This window comes from Mycobacterium sp. 852002-51057_SCH5723018 (genome assembly GCF_001667035.1).
Classification (GTDB): domain Bacteria; phylum Actinomycetota; class Actinomycetes; order Mycobacteriales; family Mycobacteriaceae; genus Mycobacterium.
In genome coordinates, this window is sequence record NZ_LZIR01000006.1 from 46,057 (window position 1) to 59,252 (window position 13,196).

The 13,196-nt window shown below is 65.1% G+C and carries 15 protein-coding genes and 1 pseudogene; 7 read left to right on the forward strand and 9 right to left on the reverse strand.

Going from position 1 to position 13,196, the window contains the following annotated elements; all coding sequences use genetic code 11:
- Positions 1 to 153 precede the first annotated feature (153 nt).
- Together A5764_RS02095 and A5764_RS02100 are read left to right on the forward strand one after the other, a co-directional pair.
- A complete protein-coding gene (locus A5764_RS02095; protein ID WP_067107793.1) occupies positions 154 to 687 on the forward strand; it encodes a cupin domain-containing protein in 534 nt (177 codons plus the stop codon).
- Between the two features lie 64 nt (positions 688 to 751).
- Positions 752 to 1,378 (forward strand): TetR/AcrR family transcriptional regulator, encoded by a 627-nt coding sequence (locus A5764_RS02100; RefSeq protein WP_197501172.1) that lies wholly within the window; start codon positions 752 to 754, stop codon positions 1,376 to 1,378.
- Positions 1,379 to 1,545: 167 nt separating this feature from the next.
- On the opposite strand, the pseudogene A5764_RS29155 reads toward A5764_RS02100, so the two are convergent.
- A pseudogene (locus A5764_RS29155) lies at positions 1,546 to 1,635 on the reverse strand (alpha/beta hydrolase); the annotation flags it as partial.
- Positions 1,636 to 1,821: 186 nt separating this feature from the next.
- Positions 1,822 to 3,585 (reverse strand): PE-PPE domain-containing protein, encoded by a 1,764-nt coding sequence (locus A5764_RS02105; RefSeq protein WP_067107798.1) that lies wholly within the window; start codon positions 3,583 to 3,585, stop codon positions 1,822 to 1,824.
- Positions 3,586 to 4,187: 602 nt separating this feature from the next.
- Here A5764_RS02105 and A5764_RS29960 point away from each other — a divergent pair.
- Together A5764_RS29960 and A5764_RS02115 are read left to right on the forward strand one after the other, a co-directional pair.
- Positions 4,188 to 4,586: a DoxX family protein gene (locus tag A5764_RS29960; RefSeq protein ID WP_156664453.1), complete on the forward strand. Its 399-nt coding sequence runs from the start codon at positions 4,188 to 4,190 to the stop codon at positions 4,584 to 4,586.
- A 76-nt stretch (positions 4,587 to 4,662) separates the two neighbouring features.
- A complete protein-coding gene (locus A5764_RS02115) occupies positions 4,663 to 5,565 on the forward strand; it encodes an SAM-dependent methyltransferase (protein ID WP_067107801.1) in 903 nt (300 codons plus the stop codon).
- Positions 5,566 to 5,616: 51 nt separating this feature from the next.
- Here A5764_RS02115 and A5764_RS02120 read toward each other — a convergent pair whose 3' ends face one another.
- The 6 genes from A5764_RS02120 to A5764_RS27090 form a co-directional block, all read right to left on the reverse strand.
- Positions 5,617 to 5,844 carry a PaaI family thioesterase gene (locus A5764_RS02120; RefSeq protein ID WP_067107804.1) on the reverse strand — a complete coding sequence of 76 codons (228 nt, stop codon included), beginning with the start codon at positions 5,842 to 5,844 and terminating at the stop codon, positions 5,617 to 5,619.
- Between the two features lie 114 nt (positions 5,845 to 5,958).
- The gene (locus tag A5764_RS02125) at positions 5,959 to 6,534 is read right to left on the reverse strand and encodes an SDR family NAD(P)-dependent oxidoreductase (RefSeq protein WP_197501173.1); all 576 of its coding nucleotides are present in this window, start codon (positions 6,532 to 6,534) and stop codon (positions 5,959 to 5,961) included.
- Complete coding sequence (locus A5764_RS02130) at positions 6,531 to 8,168, reverse strand: GMC family oxidoreductase (RefSeq protein ID WP_082951418.1); 1,638 nt, start codon at positions 8,166 to 8,168, stop codon at positions 6,531 to 6,533. The genes A5764_RS02125 and A5764_RS02130 overlap by 4 nt, the downstream gene beginning before the upstream one ends.
- Positions 8,169 to 8,324: 156 nt before the next feature.
- Positions 8,325 to 9,155, reverse strand: a complete 831-nt coding sequence (locus A5764_RS02135) for a helix-turn-helix domain-containing protein (RefSeq protein WP_067107810.1) — start codon at positions 9,153 to 9,155, stop codon at positions 8,325 to 8,327.
- Between the two features lie 201 nt (positions 9,156 to 9,356).
- Entirely contained in the window at positions 9,357 to 9,701 is a 345-nt protein-coding gene (locus A5764_RS28015) for a hypothetical protein (protein ID WP_156664454.1), read from the reverse strand.
- 105 nt (positions 9,702 to 9,806) lie between these two features.
- Complete coding sequence (locus A5764_RS27090; RefSeq protein WP_082951419.1) at positions 9,807 to 10,439, reverse strand: PASTA domain-containing protein; 633 nt, start codon at positions 10,437 to 10,439, stop codon at positions 9,807 to 9,809.
- A gap of 77 nt (positions 10,440 to 10,516) precedes the next feature.
- On the opposite strand from A5764_RS27090, the gene A5764_RS02145 reads away from it, so the two are divergent.
- From A5764_RS02145 to A5764_RS02155, 3 genes are read left to right on the forward strand one after another with little or no spacing between them, the layout of a single operon-like run.
- Positions 10,517 to 10,861, forward strand: a complete 345-nt coding sequence (locus A5764_RS02145) for a helix-turn-helix transcriptional regulator (protein ID WP_067107812.1) — start codon at positions 10,517 to 10,519, stop codon at positions 10,859 to 10,861.
- Positions 10,862 to 10,874: 13 nt separating this feature from the next.
- Positions 10,875 to 11,357 carry an SRPBCC family protein gene (locus A5764_RS02150; RefSeq protein WP_067107814.1) on the forward strand — a complete coding sequence of 161 codons (483 nt, stop codon included), beginning with the start codon at positions 10,875 to 10,877 and terminating at the stop codon, positions 11,355 to 11,357.
- A complete protein-coding gene (locus A5764_RS02155) occupies positions 11,354 to 11,977 on the forward strand; it encodes a maleylpyruvate isomerase family mycothiol-dependent enzyme (protein WP_067107817.1) in 624 nt (207 codons plus the stop codon). Before A5764_RS02150 ends, A5764_RS02155 begins: the two co-directional genes overlap by 4 nt.
- Before the next feature lie 4 nt (positions 11,978 to 11,981).
- On the opposite strand, the gene A5764_RS02160 is transcribed toward A5764_RS02155, so the two are convergent.
- Positions 11,982 to 13,103: a BTAD domain-containing putative transcriptional regulator gene (locus A5764_RS02160; RefSeq protein WP_067107820.1), complete on the reverse strand. Its 1,122-nt coding sequence runs from the start codon at positions 13,101 to 13,103 to the stop codon at positions 11,982 to 11,984.
- Positions 13,104 to 13,196 lie beyond the last annotated feature (93 nt).

The following is a 13,196-nucleotide window of genomic DNA, read 5'->3' on the forward strand; positions in this document are numbered from 1 at the left end:
GCCCTCAGCCAGCTGTACGGGCGCTCCGCCGAGCGCTCCGTCGGTCGACGACCTTGACGTAGTGAGCGGATCTGTTTACATACACCTTCGATTCAATATAGGGTCCACATAATAATTAACAGGGGTATCGTCTTAATCTGAAAGGTTGTCTCCATGCCGTCAGCACAGGGCCCGTCCGGCCTCTTCGCCCGCCTGGCCGAAACCACCGGAAGCGAGATACTCGAGGTCTTCGGGCCCACCTTCGAGTTCCTGACCAACGCCGACGAGGATGGCGACGTATGCGTGATGCGGGCGGTGGTGCCGCCGGGGGTGGCGGTGCCGCTGCACAGCCACGACGATTACGAAGGTTTTTTCATCCTGTCGGGCACTCAGCAGGTTCTTTTGCAGGATGCGCAAGGGCCGACATGGGTCGATGTCTGCGCCGGGGACTACGTGCAGATACCGGGCGGGATGCCACACGCACACCGCAACGTCGCCGCCGAGCCTGCCGTCGACCTCATCGTCACCACGGCTCGACTGGGGCAGTTTTTTCGGGAGGTTGGGCGCCCCGTCGCCGATGCGGTCAATCCACCGAGCGCGCAGGAACTGGCACGGTTCGTCGAGATTGCCGCGAGGTATGGCTACTGGCTCGGCAGCCCCGAGGAAAACGCGGCCGTCGGGATCGACTTGCCCGTGTTCGCCGGCTAGCGATAACGCGATGCCCGGAAACCGCAGTGGCGCAACGAATCAACCACGGCCGTATCGCTCGAGCGTGCGGGCTCAGGCGGCGGCCGACACGCGCCGAACGATCCTCGACACCGCCATGCGGTTATTCGTTGAGCGTGGCTACGGCCAGGTCACCGTCGCCGATATCGCCGACGGGGCATCGGTGGCGTTGCCTACCGTCTATGCCAGCACGGGCGGCAAGGCCGCGATCCTCTCCACGTTGATCGACGAGGCGATGGGCGACCCCGTCGTCGAACAAACGCTAAACGCGATGGCCGCGAGCCGCTCCGGCGAAGAGGTCATCGAGTTGACGGCTCAAGGCGTGCGCACCGACAACGAGCGGTACCACGCCATCGTGCAGATTATGAAAACCGCTGCCGCAGTGGATGCAACCGCCACCCAGATTCTTGTGCGGTCCGACGACGTGTACAGGGAAGCGCTGGGACAGGTCACCCGCCGGCTGGGATCGCTAGGCCGGCTCAAAGCCGGCGTGACCGAATGGCAGGCGACCGACATTCTCTGGTTCTACCTCGGTCGTGAGGCATGGCACATCCTTGTCGCGGACCGCCGATGGTCCTGGGACGACGCCGCACAATGGCTGACCCAGCAGGTTTCCGCCGCGCTGCTCGACCCGCCGGAACCTCCGACGGCAGACGCGCCGCCGCGAAGCTAGATTCGGGCGTTGATTAGCGCGCTCGAGACCTGTCAAAGCCGGGCGGCGTCGTGCTGATCGAGTGCGTGGGGGCGCACAGCGGCCGCAGCGCTGCCGCTCTCGAGGTAGCGCTGCACGACGAAGCCGCCAACGGTGCAGAGCTGCAGAAAAGTCGACGAAGTTGTTCAACACCACGCGCCACACCATGCGCCGTGGACGAAAACTATTGGTACGGGGTGCGCGCGGCTGCATGACCCCTTGTCGATCACCTCGATCATCGGCTCATCGCCTGTTTCCATGACAGCAGTCAAAGTCAGTCTTTCAACGCCTGCTGTGTTTGGATGGCACGGCTGGACCTGGCGGAGGCGGCTCCGCTCACTAAATGATCGGATGCTACGGTCCGCGGGCGGACTTCTCGCGTCCTGCGGTTTCTGCTCTCGACGAGTGCGCCTGACCGGCAATCATCAATCACCTATTGGATTCGGATTCGGCACTCCCGTGAAGATCGTTTGCAGTGAATTGGCGATGGCTATGAGTTCGAAACCGCCTCCGATCGTGGCCAATCCAACGTCTGCTGCGATTGGATTGCCGATCGCATTGATCAGTCCTTGAATCGGTTGGCCGTTGACCGCTTGGGTGATGCCGCTCAAAAACAGGTTTACGTCATAAGACGGGATTGACACCGCGACAGCAGTCGCGATATCCGCGGTCGGGAGCAACGTCGAGTAGGCGGTCGCGACTGTGTTGACCAGCCCCCCGGCGATGGTGCTGTTCGCCGCCTGGATGCCCGAGATGATTCCGGTGACCGTGGACGGAATGGAAGCGGGACTCGGCAGGGTCAGCGGGCCGGATGACCCCCCACCGGTCAGCGCGTCGATGATGCTCGATAGCGACACCGCGGGTGGCGACGGAAGTCCTTGACTGAACATGTCGCTGGCGAAGGCACTGATGCCTTGCTGGGCCCCGCTGATCAAATCAGGTCCCAACGCGGTGGTCGCGCTCAGCGGCGGCAAGAAGCCAAACGGGGTCGTCACATCGGCCGGCCCGGTCGAATAGCCGAAGGCGGGGTTGCCGTAGCCCCAGTTGACCAGATACCTCAGGTCCGGCTGGACCAGGTCTGCGAGCGGGTTGCCGATGAACGGGATCGCCCGCAGCGGTTCCAGCAGCGGCAGGTTCTGGGTGGGAATTAGTTCGTAGGTCGTCATCGACGGCGCTCCCGACTGCGGCAACGTTATTGCTGAAGCTAGCTGTCCGGCAGTGAGAAAGGGATAGTTTCCGTGGACGAATAGGATGCCGGCGAGCGCGTTCAGATCAGAGAACACATCGATCGGATACTGCGGGAAGTCGGCGAAGCCGTCGTATTCCAGGGTGAAAATGGTGGTCGCGAAGTCATTGCTTGGAGTCGCGATGCCGGCCGTTAAGCCCAGACTCGGCAGGCTCAGGCCGGGGAAACGCGCGAGCAGGCCGCCGTTGGGGTTGCTCGGGTCGCCGAGCAGAGTGAAGAAGACTTGCCCTGGGTTGTAGCCCTCGACAAGGAGTTTCGGCATTTCCAGCGATGCGATGATCGCGCTCTGCGAGTAGCCCAACACCGCGATCGAACCAGTGCCCCCGGGGGAGATGGCCTGCATGATGGCGTTATTCAGTTGCGTGACACCGCGGGCCAGCGATATGTCCAGCGTCAGGTCTTTGACACCGGTGAACGGGTAAAGGCCCTCGGGCGTCGACACCGGAGTCAACCCGGTAGCGCTGACGAAGTTCGACAAATAGCGGCTGAAGACATCCTGCAGGTAGGCCTGCTGCGGCGTCGGGAAGCCGCTTGAGCTCATGATCAAAATGGCGTCGACAGCCTGACCGGCCGCTTTCGTTCCTGCCGAGTTCACTGCGGTGCTCACCGCACCGCCGGTCACCGCGCTCCCGGCCGGGGTGGTCAGCCCTAGCGCGGCTGCAGCATCGGCCTCGGCGTGCGAGTAGGTGCTGCCGGCCGCGGCCATCAGCTGAGCGAATTCCTGATGAAATGCGCCGGCGTGCTGCAGGAGCAGCTGAAAGTCCTGGGCGTAGGAGCTGAACAGCGCCGCGGTCATCGCCGACACTTCGTCTTGGGCCGCGGCCGCCAGACCGGTAGTTGCCCGCGCCGCGCTGGTGCTGGCCGAGCTGATCGTCGAACCAATTTCTGCTACCTGCCCGGCCGCAGCGGTCGTCGCCTCGGGCAGCGTCAGCACATGCGTCATCAACTCAGCCTTCCGATTACCACCGCTCCGTTCGGCGAGAGCGTCGCGCGCTTGAGCTGGTTTTCGATATTGCGCTCGACGCCCGGGGACTATGTCCTCTTGCCCGGCAGGACGCGACTTCGACTACAGTACAGGATATTTCGCCGACCCGGCATGGTGAACTGCCCCACAGTCATAGCTTGTGGGCATGCGGAGGCGGGCGCGGAGATACTGGCCAAAGGGTGGACTCGCAGTCGCGGGTTAGCGATCGATGCAAGGCCTTATAGCAAATGCGTCCGCACTCAACGGCGTCGGCAGAAGCGACGGCCCGAACCCTAACTTCAAGAATTTGACCCGCCACGTGGTCCAAAGTACCCAACTCAGCGCAACTACGGAACCTGCGTCAACTCGTGTGCCGCTCGAAATACTCTTGGCAACAACCGATGTCAACACGCCCCAGCGGCGGGAGGCCAGCGAGCGGTACCTCGCGGAGTTCGACACGCTGCTCTCCGTGTGGGATTGTGGTGCGTCGCCGCGCAAAGAGCGAGGAGCCATCGGTCGATGATCCTGGCCGCGTCGCTACCAGGAGGCGTGGGGCTGTTTTGACCGGTTCGCCTCAAGCAATGTTGTTGGTAGGCAACGCTAGAAATGACCGTCAAGAGGATCCTTGTGCAGATCGCCATCGCCACTCTCACTGTCTTGTTGGCGTTGATGTTCCTAGGCGCCGGCGCCGTCAAGCTCGTCGCCGCCCCTCGGTCATTGCACATGCGAGAGCAATTGCGCTCGACGGGCGGTTATGGTCTTCGATCGGATTGCTCGAAGTGACCGCGTGCCTCGGGCTTGCCGCCGGACTAGCGGTGCCAGCCCTCGGACTTGCGGTGTCAATCGGTCTGGTGCTGTTGATGATTGGCTCAATCGTCGCCCACATTCGAGTTGGTGACGTTGGCGGCGCCGCCCCGGCTGCGCTGCTCGTCGTGTTGGTCGTGACCCTGATCATCCTGCGAGCCACAACTGGCCACTAGGCACAGACGCGATGCAGCAATAGTCCATTAATGGAGTCAACTTAGCGGCCTCGGTCGCCAGTCGGAAGGAGTCCGTGTGATCCGTACAAACGACGACAGCTGGGACCTCAGCAGGAGCGTCGGCGCAACCGCCACAATGGTAGCCACCGCGCGCGCCATCGCTAGCCGCGGGCCCGACCCGCTGATCAACGACACACTTGCGGAAGAGTTGGTCCGGGCGGTCGGGCTGAAGCTATTCACGCAAATAGTCGACGGTGTAACCAGTTTCGCCGACCTCGGAGCTGATTGGGTTCCGAGGTATTTCGGTATTCGCGGAAAAGCGTTCGATGAGTTCACCGGCGAAGCATGCCGGCTAGGCATTCGACAAGCTGTGATCCCGGCCTCGGGACTGGATTGCCGTGCGTACCGCCTCGAGTGGCCTCCCTCCATGACGATCTACGAAGTAGATCAACCCGCAGTAATCGAATGGAAGCAGCGCACCTTGGCTGACCGTGGTTGTAGCTCTACGGCTCGCCACCGCTGCGTAGGCATTGATCTCCGCCACGATTGGCCCACTGCGCTCCGGGATGCGGGGTTTGACGAGACTGAGCCGACGGTGTGGATTGTGGAGGGTCTCCTCGTCGGCTATCTATCGGCAAAAGTGCAAGACGCAATCCTCGACGAAATCTCAGAACTCAGCGCGCCCGGCAGCCGGATCGTGGCCGATCATGTCGACATCCGGCTGCCCGGCGCAGTTGGTGGAGTGCTTAACGACTTTCATGACTCGTGGTCCAAGCACGATCCCGACCTCGATCTGCGCGGCCTGACATTTGACGACTTACGCCACGATCCGGCGGTGTATCTGGCGGAGCGTGGATGGATAACGCGGAACAACACCATCGCTGATCTTTTCCGCATCGTCGGCCGGCCCACGCCAGCCGCAGATGATTTCCCGGATGACGTGCGATACATGCTGTACCTGAACGGGATTCGCAACTAGGCAGGCTAGAAATGCCTGGGCATGCGTCCGACAGGCAAGGGGTTCCTCGTTCTAACGTCGCAGAAGCGGCCAGCTAACGTCGAACACCAACAACGTGCTTGACACCGTCGCAACCGGTTCACCACTGCCATCGATCACCACGCCGGTGGTGAAACCAATGCGCGAACCTGCCTTGACCACAGTGCCTTCCGCACGCAGGAGGCCTCTGCCGGGATGGATCGCCTTGAGCGAATTGACTTTTATCTCCACCGACATCAGGCCTTTGCGCTGTGGCAGCACGCAAGCAGCGCAAAACTAGCCGCGGCATCAAGCAGAGCGCAGACGATACCGCCGAGCACCACACCGATCGCGTTGTACATCGATCGGGTTGGACCGACGAACAGGCTATTGAGTTCAAGTCCGCCGGCAATGCCGATGTCTTGTGCCGTAATGTATCCGGCGCTCTCGCTGACGGGGAAAGGCGACCAAGCTTGCAACTTCGCCGGGTTCACCAAATCGTCGGGTGGGTATTGCTTCTCGGATGCGGTCCTGATCGTGCTCGGCCAGCGTCAGTACCTTAGGCGTGGCGATCATGCCGGGTGAGCCGGTCCGCCCCCGCGTGCTCGCGATCGCGACCACGCGTCCGAAGCGACGCTCCCGCATGCCCGGCAAGCATGCCTGGATGGCGTGAAATGAGCCGGTGAGATTGATGTCGATGTCACGGGACCACTTCTCGGACGACATGGAATGCGCCGGGGCGAAGGTATCGACGACTCCCGCCACACAGACACATATGTCGGCATCGGCGACGGCGTCCGGCGGAATGGGGTCGGCCGCCAGGTCCACGGCAAAGTCGGGCGAACCGACCACGTCAATAGCGCGCACTAACAACCCATCTGCGAGGAGGCGATTGCAAATCACCGATCCGATTCCGCCGGTGGCGCCGGTCACCAACGCCGTCCGGTTCGTCAAAGCGACCTCTGCGGTCACCGACTGAGCACCGATCCGTGCCGGCCCGAATGGTCGGCGGTGATCATTTGTGCGGCGCGTTCACCGATGATCACGCTGGGAGCCATGGTGTTGCCGGTTGTAATACGCGGCATGATCGACGCGTCGGCGACGCGGAGGTTCTCTGTCCCATAGACGCGCAGTGATGCGTCGACGACCGAGGCCGCGTCTCGTCCCATCTTGGCGGTTCCGCTTTGGTGCCAGTAGCTGGTGGCTGCGTCGCGGACATAGTTCTCGAGGTCGGGGCCTTTCAGGTCGCCGGGCATCACCTCGCGGCTCACGAATGGTCGAAGCGCTGGTGCGTTGCCGATTTCGCGGCAGAGCTCCACCGCGGCGATCGCCGTCTTGAGGTCGGCGGGATCGGCGAAGGTGTTGGCGTCGATGTGAATCGGGTCGTTGGGGTTGGGCCCGGTCAAACGCAGACTGCCGCGGCTATTGGGGCGGGCGATGGCGGCATTGAGTGTCCATCCGGTTGGCGGTAGTCCGAATCGGGTGATGGTCTCCTCGGTGCCGATGGGGACCTCGGCTTGGCAGATGAACACGTCGGGGGTGTCGCAGTCAGATGTCGTCCAGTACATGGTGGATTCGGCCATGTTGTTGCGCGGCGGCAACGGCACCCGGTCCTGCCACACGCAGTACAGCGACACGTGGTCCTGAAAGTTGCGACCCACCCCGGGAAGGTGCTCGCGTACCGGTATTCCCACGCTCCGCAGCTCCGCCTCGTCCCCGATGCCCGAATGCATCAGCACCTTGGGTGTGTGGATCGCTCCCAAGGAAAGCACGACCTCGGCCCCGGCGCCGATGACCAGAGTGGAGCCGCGGTAGGAGATTTCCACGCCGGTGGCGCGGTTGGCGGCGAAGTTGACCCGCGTCACCAGCGCGCCGGTGAGCACCGTGAGGTTGGGTCGGTCCATGAGGGGATAGGTGTATGAGCGAAATATCGTTTGCCGCTTGCCGTTTCGCACGCGGAGATCGGCGATCGCTGCTCCGCCCGGCCCTTCCATCATCCGCCCGTTCTGATTTTCGAATGTCGGTATTCCGATGGAACGCGCCGCCGTTACGGTGGCCGGTGCCAACGGGCTGGGTTCGGGAGCCGGTTGGACGAAGACCGGTCCGCCGGTTCCCCGATAGGCGGGGTCGGCGGGACCGTGCCAGTCTTCGATGCGGCGGTAGATGTCCAGCACCGCGTCGTAACCCCAGTTCGGGTCTCCGGCTTCGTCGGCCCAAAACTGCCAGTCGGCGCGGTGGCCACGAGCCCAGCACATGACGTTGATGGCCGATCCACCGCCGAGCACTTTGCCCATCGACATGGGTATGGATCGCCCGTTGACCAGCGGGTTCGGTGCCGCACGAAAACACCAGTCACGTTCGCTGCCAAGGTTGATCGGCCACTGGTCGGCCTCGGTGACCGCCGGCAGGTCGTCGCAGCCGCCGGCCTCCAGCAACAGCACGCTGGCGTCCGGGTCCTCGGCCAGCCGCGCGGCGACCACGGAGCCGGACGAGCCGGCGCCGCAGACGATGAAGTCGTAGCGCGGCCGCAGGGCGGACCTGAGGCGGTCTTGGTTGTCGCGGACACGTTCAGAAAATTCCTGTGTGACTGACGAAAAGCTGGTCATTGTCCAAAGGCTCCTTTGAGCGTCGGTATCTGACACCCAGCGTCTCGTGTGTGAGAGCTAGCATCCAGGCCGACGTTTTACTGGTACCAGCGCAGTCAGTCAGCACGAGCACCGGAAGCGAAGGTAGTGCAGTGCCGTAATTTAACGGGCGACTGCTTATGCGGGCGGCTGGGCGAGGCTGGAAAGCAAACGCAGCCGCTCCTCCGACGGTGTGCCGGGCTCCGCGTAGTAGGTGACCAGTGCCTGAGACGTTTCGGGAAGCCGAAATACGCGGTAGCGCAAGTCAAGCCGGCCCACCTGGGGGTGGTTGAACAGGGCCGGTCCGCTGGTCTTCTGCTTGACGCCCTGGCGCGCCCACAAGGTGCTAAATCGTTGGCTCGCGATGCTGAGCTCACCGATCAGCGACTGCAGTTCGGGGTCATCAGGGCTCTGTTCGGCGATGTTGTACCGCAGCCATGACACCAAGACGTCGGTGACCTGGTCCCAGTTGGGCACCCACGCGCGCAACTCGGGCTCCAAAAACACGAACCGCAGCTGGTTGAGCCCGGGGGCGAAGTACGGCATGAGCGCGCGAGCCATCGCGTTGGCGACCAGGATCGTCATACGCCGGCCCGCCACGTACGCCGGGGTCAGGTGCCAAGTGTCGATCAGTGTCTGCAGACCGGGATCGGCTTTCTCGACCGAGGCCGCGCCGCGTCGACGGCGGCGCGGAGCGGGGCGGGCCAGGTTGCGCATGTATTCGGTGGCGTCGTCGTTGAGATGTAGCGCGCCGGCAAGGGCCTCGAGTACCTGATCAGAAGGCTGCCGTTCGCGGCCTTGCTCGAGCCGCAGGTAGTACTCGGAGCTGATACCGGCCAGCAGCGCGACTTCCTCGCGGCGCAGGCCGGCCACCCGTCGGCGCTCGCCCTCGGCAAGCCCCACATCGGCGGGCTTCAGCAGATCGCGACGGGCCCGAAGAAACGTCGCCAGCGATTGCTGATCAGGCATTACACGACCATAACGCCGTCGCGCCCGGCGCGGGTGGCCCTGGCACTACCTGGAACAGGTCGGTCAGGACGCGCGACTTGATGCCCGCAGGTGTAAGGCGCCGACCGTCGGTTCAAGCAGGTTGCCGCGCAAGGCTATTTGGCGAGCATCCGCGCAAGCACCTGACCTGGCGGTGGTAGCGAACGCGTACTGATGTGTCGATTAGAGTCCGGGCAGGCAGTTCACGAACGGGATGCACGGCGGCGACGGCGGCCGCGGCGGCGGAAACCCTTCGATGATCGTCGAGTTCGTCACGGGACTGTTCTTGTCGAAATACCAAGGGTGACAGACGCTTTTGTCCCAGTCGGGCATGTTCTTCAAGACCGGCGAGCCCGGACACCATTGATAGGTGCAGCTGTTCGTCGGGCTTGGCGGCGAGCTCGGGTCCTGGCACACCATCGGGGCGGGCTGGGCCCGGGCTATTCCGCCGGCCTGCCCCACGCCGGCGCCGGCGACGGCGCCACAGAGCACCGCCCCAGACAGGATCCGCTTCAGCTGGCTATTCATGATTCCTCCTAAGTCCTCGGCGGGTTGCCGACAACGGAATAGTGGCGCGGAGGGCTTGCCGCGGCTTTGCGAGACGCTTGCGAATTCCTTGCGTGCGCCGGCGGCTTAGCCGACGGCCTGGTCGCGTGGCTCGGGCCGCATCTCGCGGGCCGACCTGGGTGTGGGGTGGGGACGCCGCGGTTCGCGAACCCCCGCGCCGCCGTCGCCCTTGAGCCACAGCCGGACCGCCGATCCCGACCTCACCCGCGCGCCGGACTCGGGGCTTTGGTCGGTCACGATCCAGCCCCGCTCGCCCGGCGTGGTCGGGACGTCGGGTTCCGCGCTGATGGCGACCAGTCCCTCGGCGGTGAGCGCGTCGCGGGCGGCAATCCATTCGAGCCCAACGACATTCGGCACCGTCACTCTCGCGCTCCAGGGCGCCTCCCGGAAGCGGATCTGCACGAGCTCGGCGGCGGCGTCACCAACCGTGGCCGATTCGGCGCCGGGGGAATGGTCCAGGTCTCGCCACCGTTCCCACGCGGATTGCCGCGTGACGCCCAGGTGGGTGGCGATCTCGGCCCAAGACTTGCCGAGCTGTCGGGCGGCCCGCACCGCCTCCAACTCCGCCTGGTCCAGCATCCGGCGCACGGTGCCGATGTCGGACAGTGCGTCAAGCCCGTCCTCGCTGGGACGTCCGGCGCGGGCGGCGAGCCGTCGCCATGCCTCTTGCGCCTGCTCCCAGGCCCCGGAAAGACCCACGATGTCAGGGTAGCCTGACGCGCCGGCGTCACCAAGGGGATTGTGGCTCGCCAACGGTAAGCCTAGACTTACGGTTCGTGGTCACTTACCAAGACCGCCGACCCGGCGATGCCTGGCTGGCCCTGGCGGACGGGACGCGCCGGGCCATCGTCGAGCGTCTCGCGCACGGTCCGGCGGCCGTCGGTGAACTGGCCCGCGGGCTGCCGGTCAGCAGGCCGGCGGTTTCGCAGCACCTCAAAGTTCTCAAGTCCGCCGGGCTGGTTCGGGATCGCGCCGCCGGAACGCGTCGCGTCTATCAGCTCGACCCGACCGGGCTCGAAACGTTGCGCGCCGACCTCGACCGGTTCTGGACCCAAGCGCTGGCCGGCTACGCGCAGACCGTTGAACAGTTGAGCAGAGATGGAACAGACGAGCAGAGATGACAGGAGAACCCTCATGACCGAGCAACGAAGAGTCGCGCATCAGGTCGTGGTCGACGCCCCGATCGAGCGCGCGTTCGCCGTCTTCACCGAGCGGTTCGGCGACTTCAAGCCTCGCGAGCACAACCTGCTTGGCGTCCCGATCGCCGAGACCGTGTTCGAGCCCCGGGTCGGAGGGCACATCTACGACCGCGGCGTCGACGGCAGCGAATGCCGGTGGGCGCGCATTCTCGCCTACGACCCGCCCCACCGCGTTGTGTTCAGCTGGGACATCGGTCCGACCTGGCAGGTTGAGGCCGACAAAGGCAAGACCAGCGAGGTCGAAGTCCGCTTCACCGCAGAGTCCGGCGACCGCACGCGCGTCGACCTCGAACACCGCCACATCGACCGCCACGGTGCCGGCTGGGAGTCGGTGGCCGAGGGCGTCGACGGCGATGCGGGCTGGCCGCTTTATCTGGATCGCTACGCCCGCCTGTTCGGCGTGGAGACGGGCACGTGACGGACACCCTGATGGCCATGGCCCGCGCCGAGCGGGCCGACCTCGCGGAATTCCTGGCCACGTTGGCGCCGCAGGACTGGGAGGCGCCCAGCCTCTGTGCCAAGTGGAGCGTCAAAGACGTTGTGGCGCATGTGATCAGTTACGAAGAGCTCGGCGCGGCCGGATTGCTGAGGCGCTTCGCCAAGGGCTGGATCGTGCGGGCCAACCAGGTGGGCGTCGACGAGTTCGCGGCCCTGACACCCCCGCAGCTGCTCGAATTCCTCCGCAGCCACCTCGCACCCCAGGGGCTGACCGCTCGGTTCGGCGGCATGATCGCGCTCGTCGACGGCACCGTCCACCACCAGGACATCCGCCGCGCCCTTGGCCGGCCGCGCAACATCCCGGCCGACCGGCTCACGCGGGTGCTCGGGCTGGTGCCGGGAAACCCCCGGCTCGGCGCCGGACGCCGAATCAGGGGACTGCGGCTGCGCGCCACCGACGTCGACTGGGCGCACGGCCGCGGACCCGAGGTCACCGGTCCGGGCGAGGCGCTCCTGATGGCAATGACCGGTCGCCCCGCGGCACTTCCGGAGCTCGGCGGCCCTGGCCAACGCGCGCTGGCCGAACGGCTGGGTGCATAGATCGTCAGCCGGGGCGGATCTCGAAGGTGAACTCGTGGCCGCCGATGCAGATGCGGTCGCCGTCGGCCAGCGTGGCGCTGCCGCGGATGCGCTGGCCCTGCACCTCGACGCCGTTGGTAGAACGCAAGTCGGTCATCATGAAACCCGTTCCGGTGTCGGTGATCACGGCGTGGTGGCGGCTGACCTCGGTGTCGTCGAGAACGATGTCGTTGTCCGTGAACCGCCCGATCCGGGTGATCGCACCCATCAGCGGATGCAGCCCCCCGCCCTTGTCACGCAGCCTGGCGACGGCTGTCTCCGCCACCGCCGGCTCCTGGTAGACCCCGCGCTTGTGGGTGGTCAGGGTCGCGCGCGCCACGCCCAGCGGCTCCTGGCGCAGGATCCGCTCATGCAGCGCGCTGACCGTGCGGCCCGGATCGATGCCTAGCCCCTCGGCCAGCGCCGACTTGAGTCGCCGGTAGGCGCCCAGCGCATCGGACTGACGCTCGGTGACGTAATAGGCGGTGATCAGCTGCGCCCACAGCGGTTCACGGTAGGGATGTTCGCCGACGAGCGTCTCGAGCTCGCCGATCACCGCACCGGCGCGGCCGCAGGCAATCTCGGCCTCGGCGCGCGCGGTGTGCGTCGCCACCTTTTCTTCCGTCAGCGCGGTGGCGAAGGCGTCCACGAAGGCGAAGTCGCGCAGGTCGTCGAGCACCGGCCCCCGCCATTCGCCCAGCGCCAGCGAAAAGTGGCCGCTGGCATCCTCGAAGCGCCCCGCGGCGGCGGCCTGGGTTCCCGCCATCCGCTCGGCGCTGAAGCGTCCCAGGTCGCAGTCCGTGTCGGCGACGCTGAGTTGATATCCCGGCGGAGCGCTGGCCAGCACCTGGTACGCGTCGACCCCGGCGTCGCGCAGCAGCCGGCGCAGGTTGGACACGTGGGCCTGGATGCTGGTCCGCGCCGCGGGCACCGGCTCGTCACCCCATACCGCATTTATCAACGAGTCGACGGACACCGGGCGGTTGCGGTTGATCAAGAGCATGGCCAGCACCGCGCGCTGCTTCGGCGCGCCCACCGGCACCCGGACGCCGTGGCTGGTCATCAGTAATGGTCCCAAGCCGCCAAACCCGAGACCTGCGTTCGTCATCGCGCTGCCAGCCTCCCGGGTCGTTGACGGCCTCAGCAAACCATTTTGATCGCATGCGAGGCCACCAGGGTGGATTTGGCGTTTCAGCGCCAC

Coding starts and splice junctions, on each gene's coding strand:
- A5764_RS02095 (WP_067107793.1), top strand. CDS start 154: ATGCCGTCAGCACAGGGCCCGTCCGGCCTCTTCGCCCGCCTGGCCGAA.
- A5764_RS02105 (WP_067107798.1), bottom strand. CDS start 3,585: ATGACGCATGTGCTGACGCTGCCCGAGGCGACGACCGCTGCGGCCGGG.
- A5764_RS29960 (WP_156664453.1), top strand. CDS start 4,188: ATGTTGTTGGTAGGCAACGCTAGAAATGACCGTCAAGAGGATCCTTGT.
- A5764_RS02130 (WP_082951418.1), bottom strand. CDS start 8,168: ATGACCAGCTTTTCGTCAGTCACACAGGAATTTTCTGAACGTGTCCGC.
- A5764_RS02135 (WP_067107810.1), bottom strand. CDS start 9,155: ATGCCTGATCAGCAATCGCTGGCGACGTTTCTTCGGGCCCGTCGCGAT.
- A5764_RS28015 (WP_156664454.1), bottom strand. CDS start 9,701: ATGAATAGCCAGCTGAAGCGGATCCTGTCTGGGGCGGTGCTCTGTGGC.
- A5764_RS02150 (WP_067107814.1), top strand. CDS start 10,875: ATGACCGAGCAACGAAGAGTCGCGCATCAGGTCGTGGTCGACGCCCCG.
- A5764_RS02160 (WP_067107820.1), bottom strand. CDS start 13,103: ATGACGAACGCAGGTCTCGGGTTTGGCGGCTTGGGACCATTACTGATG.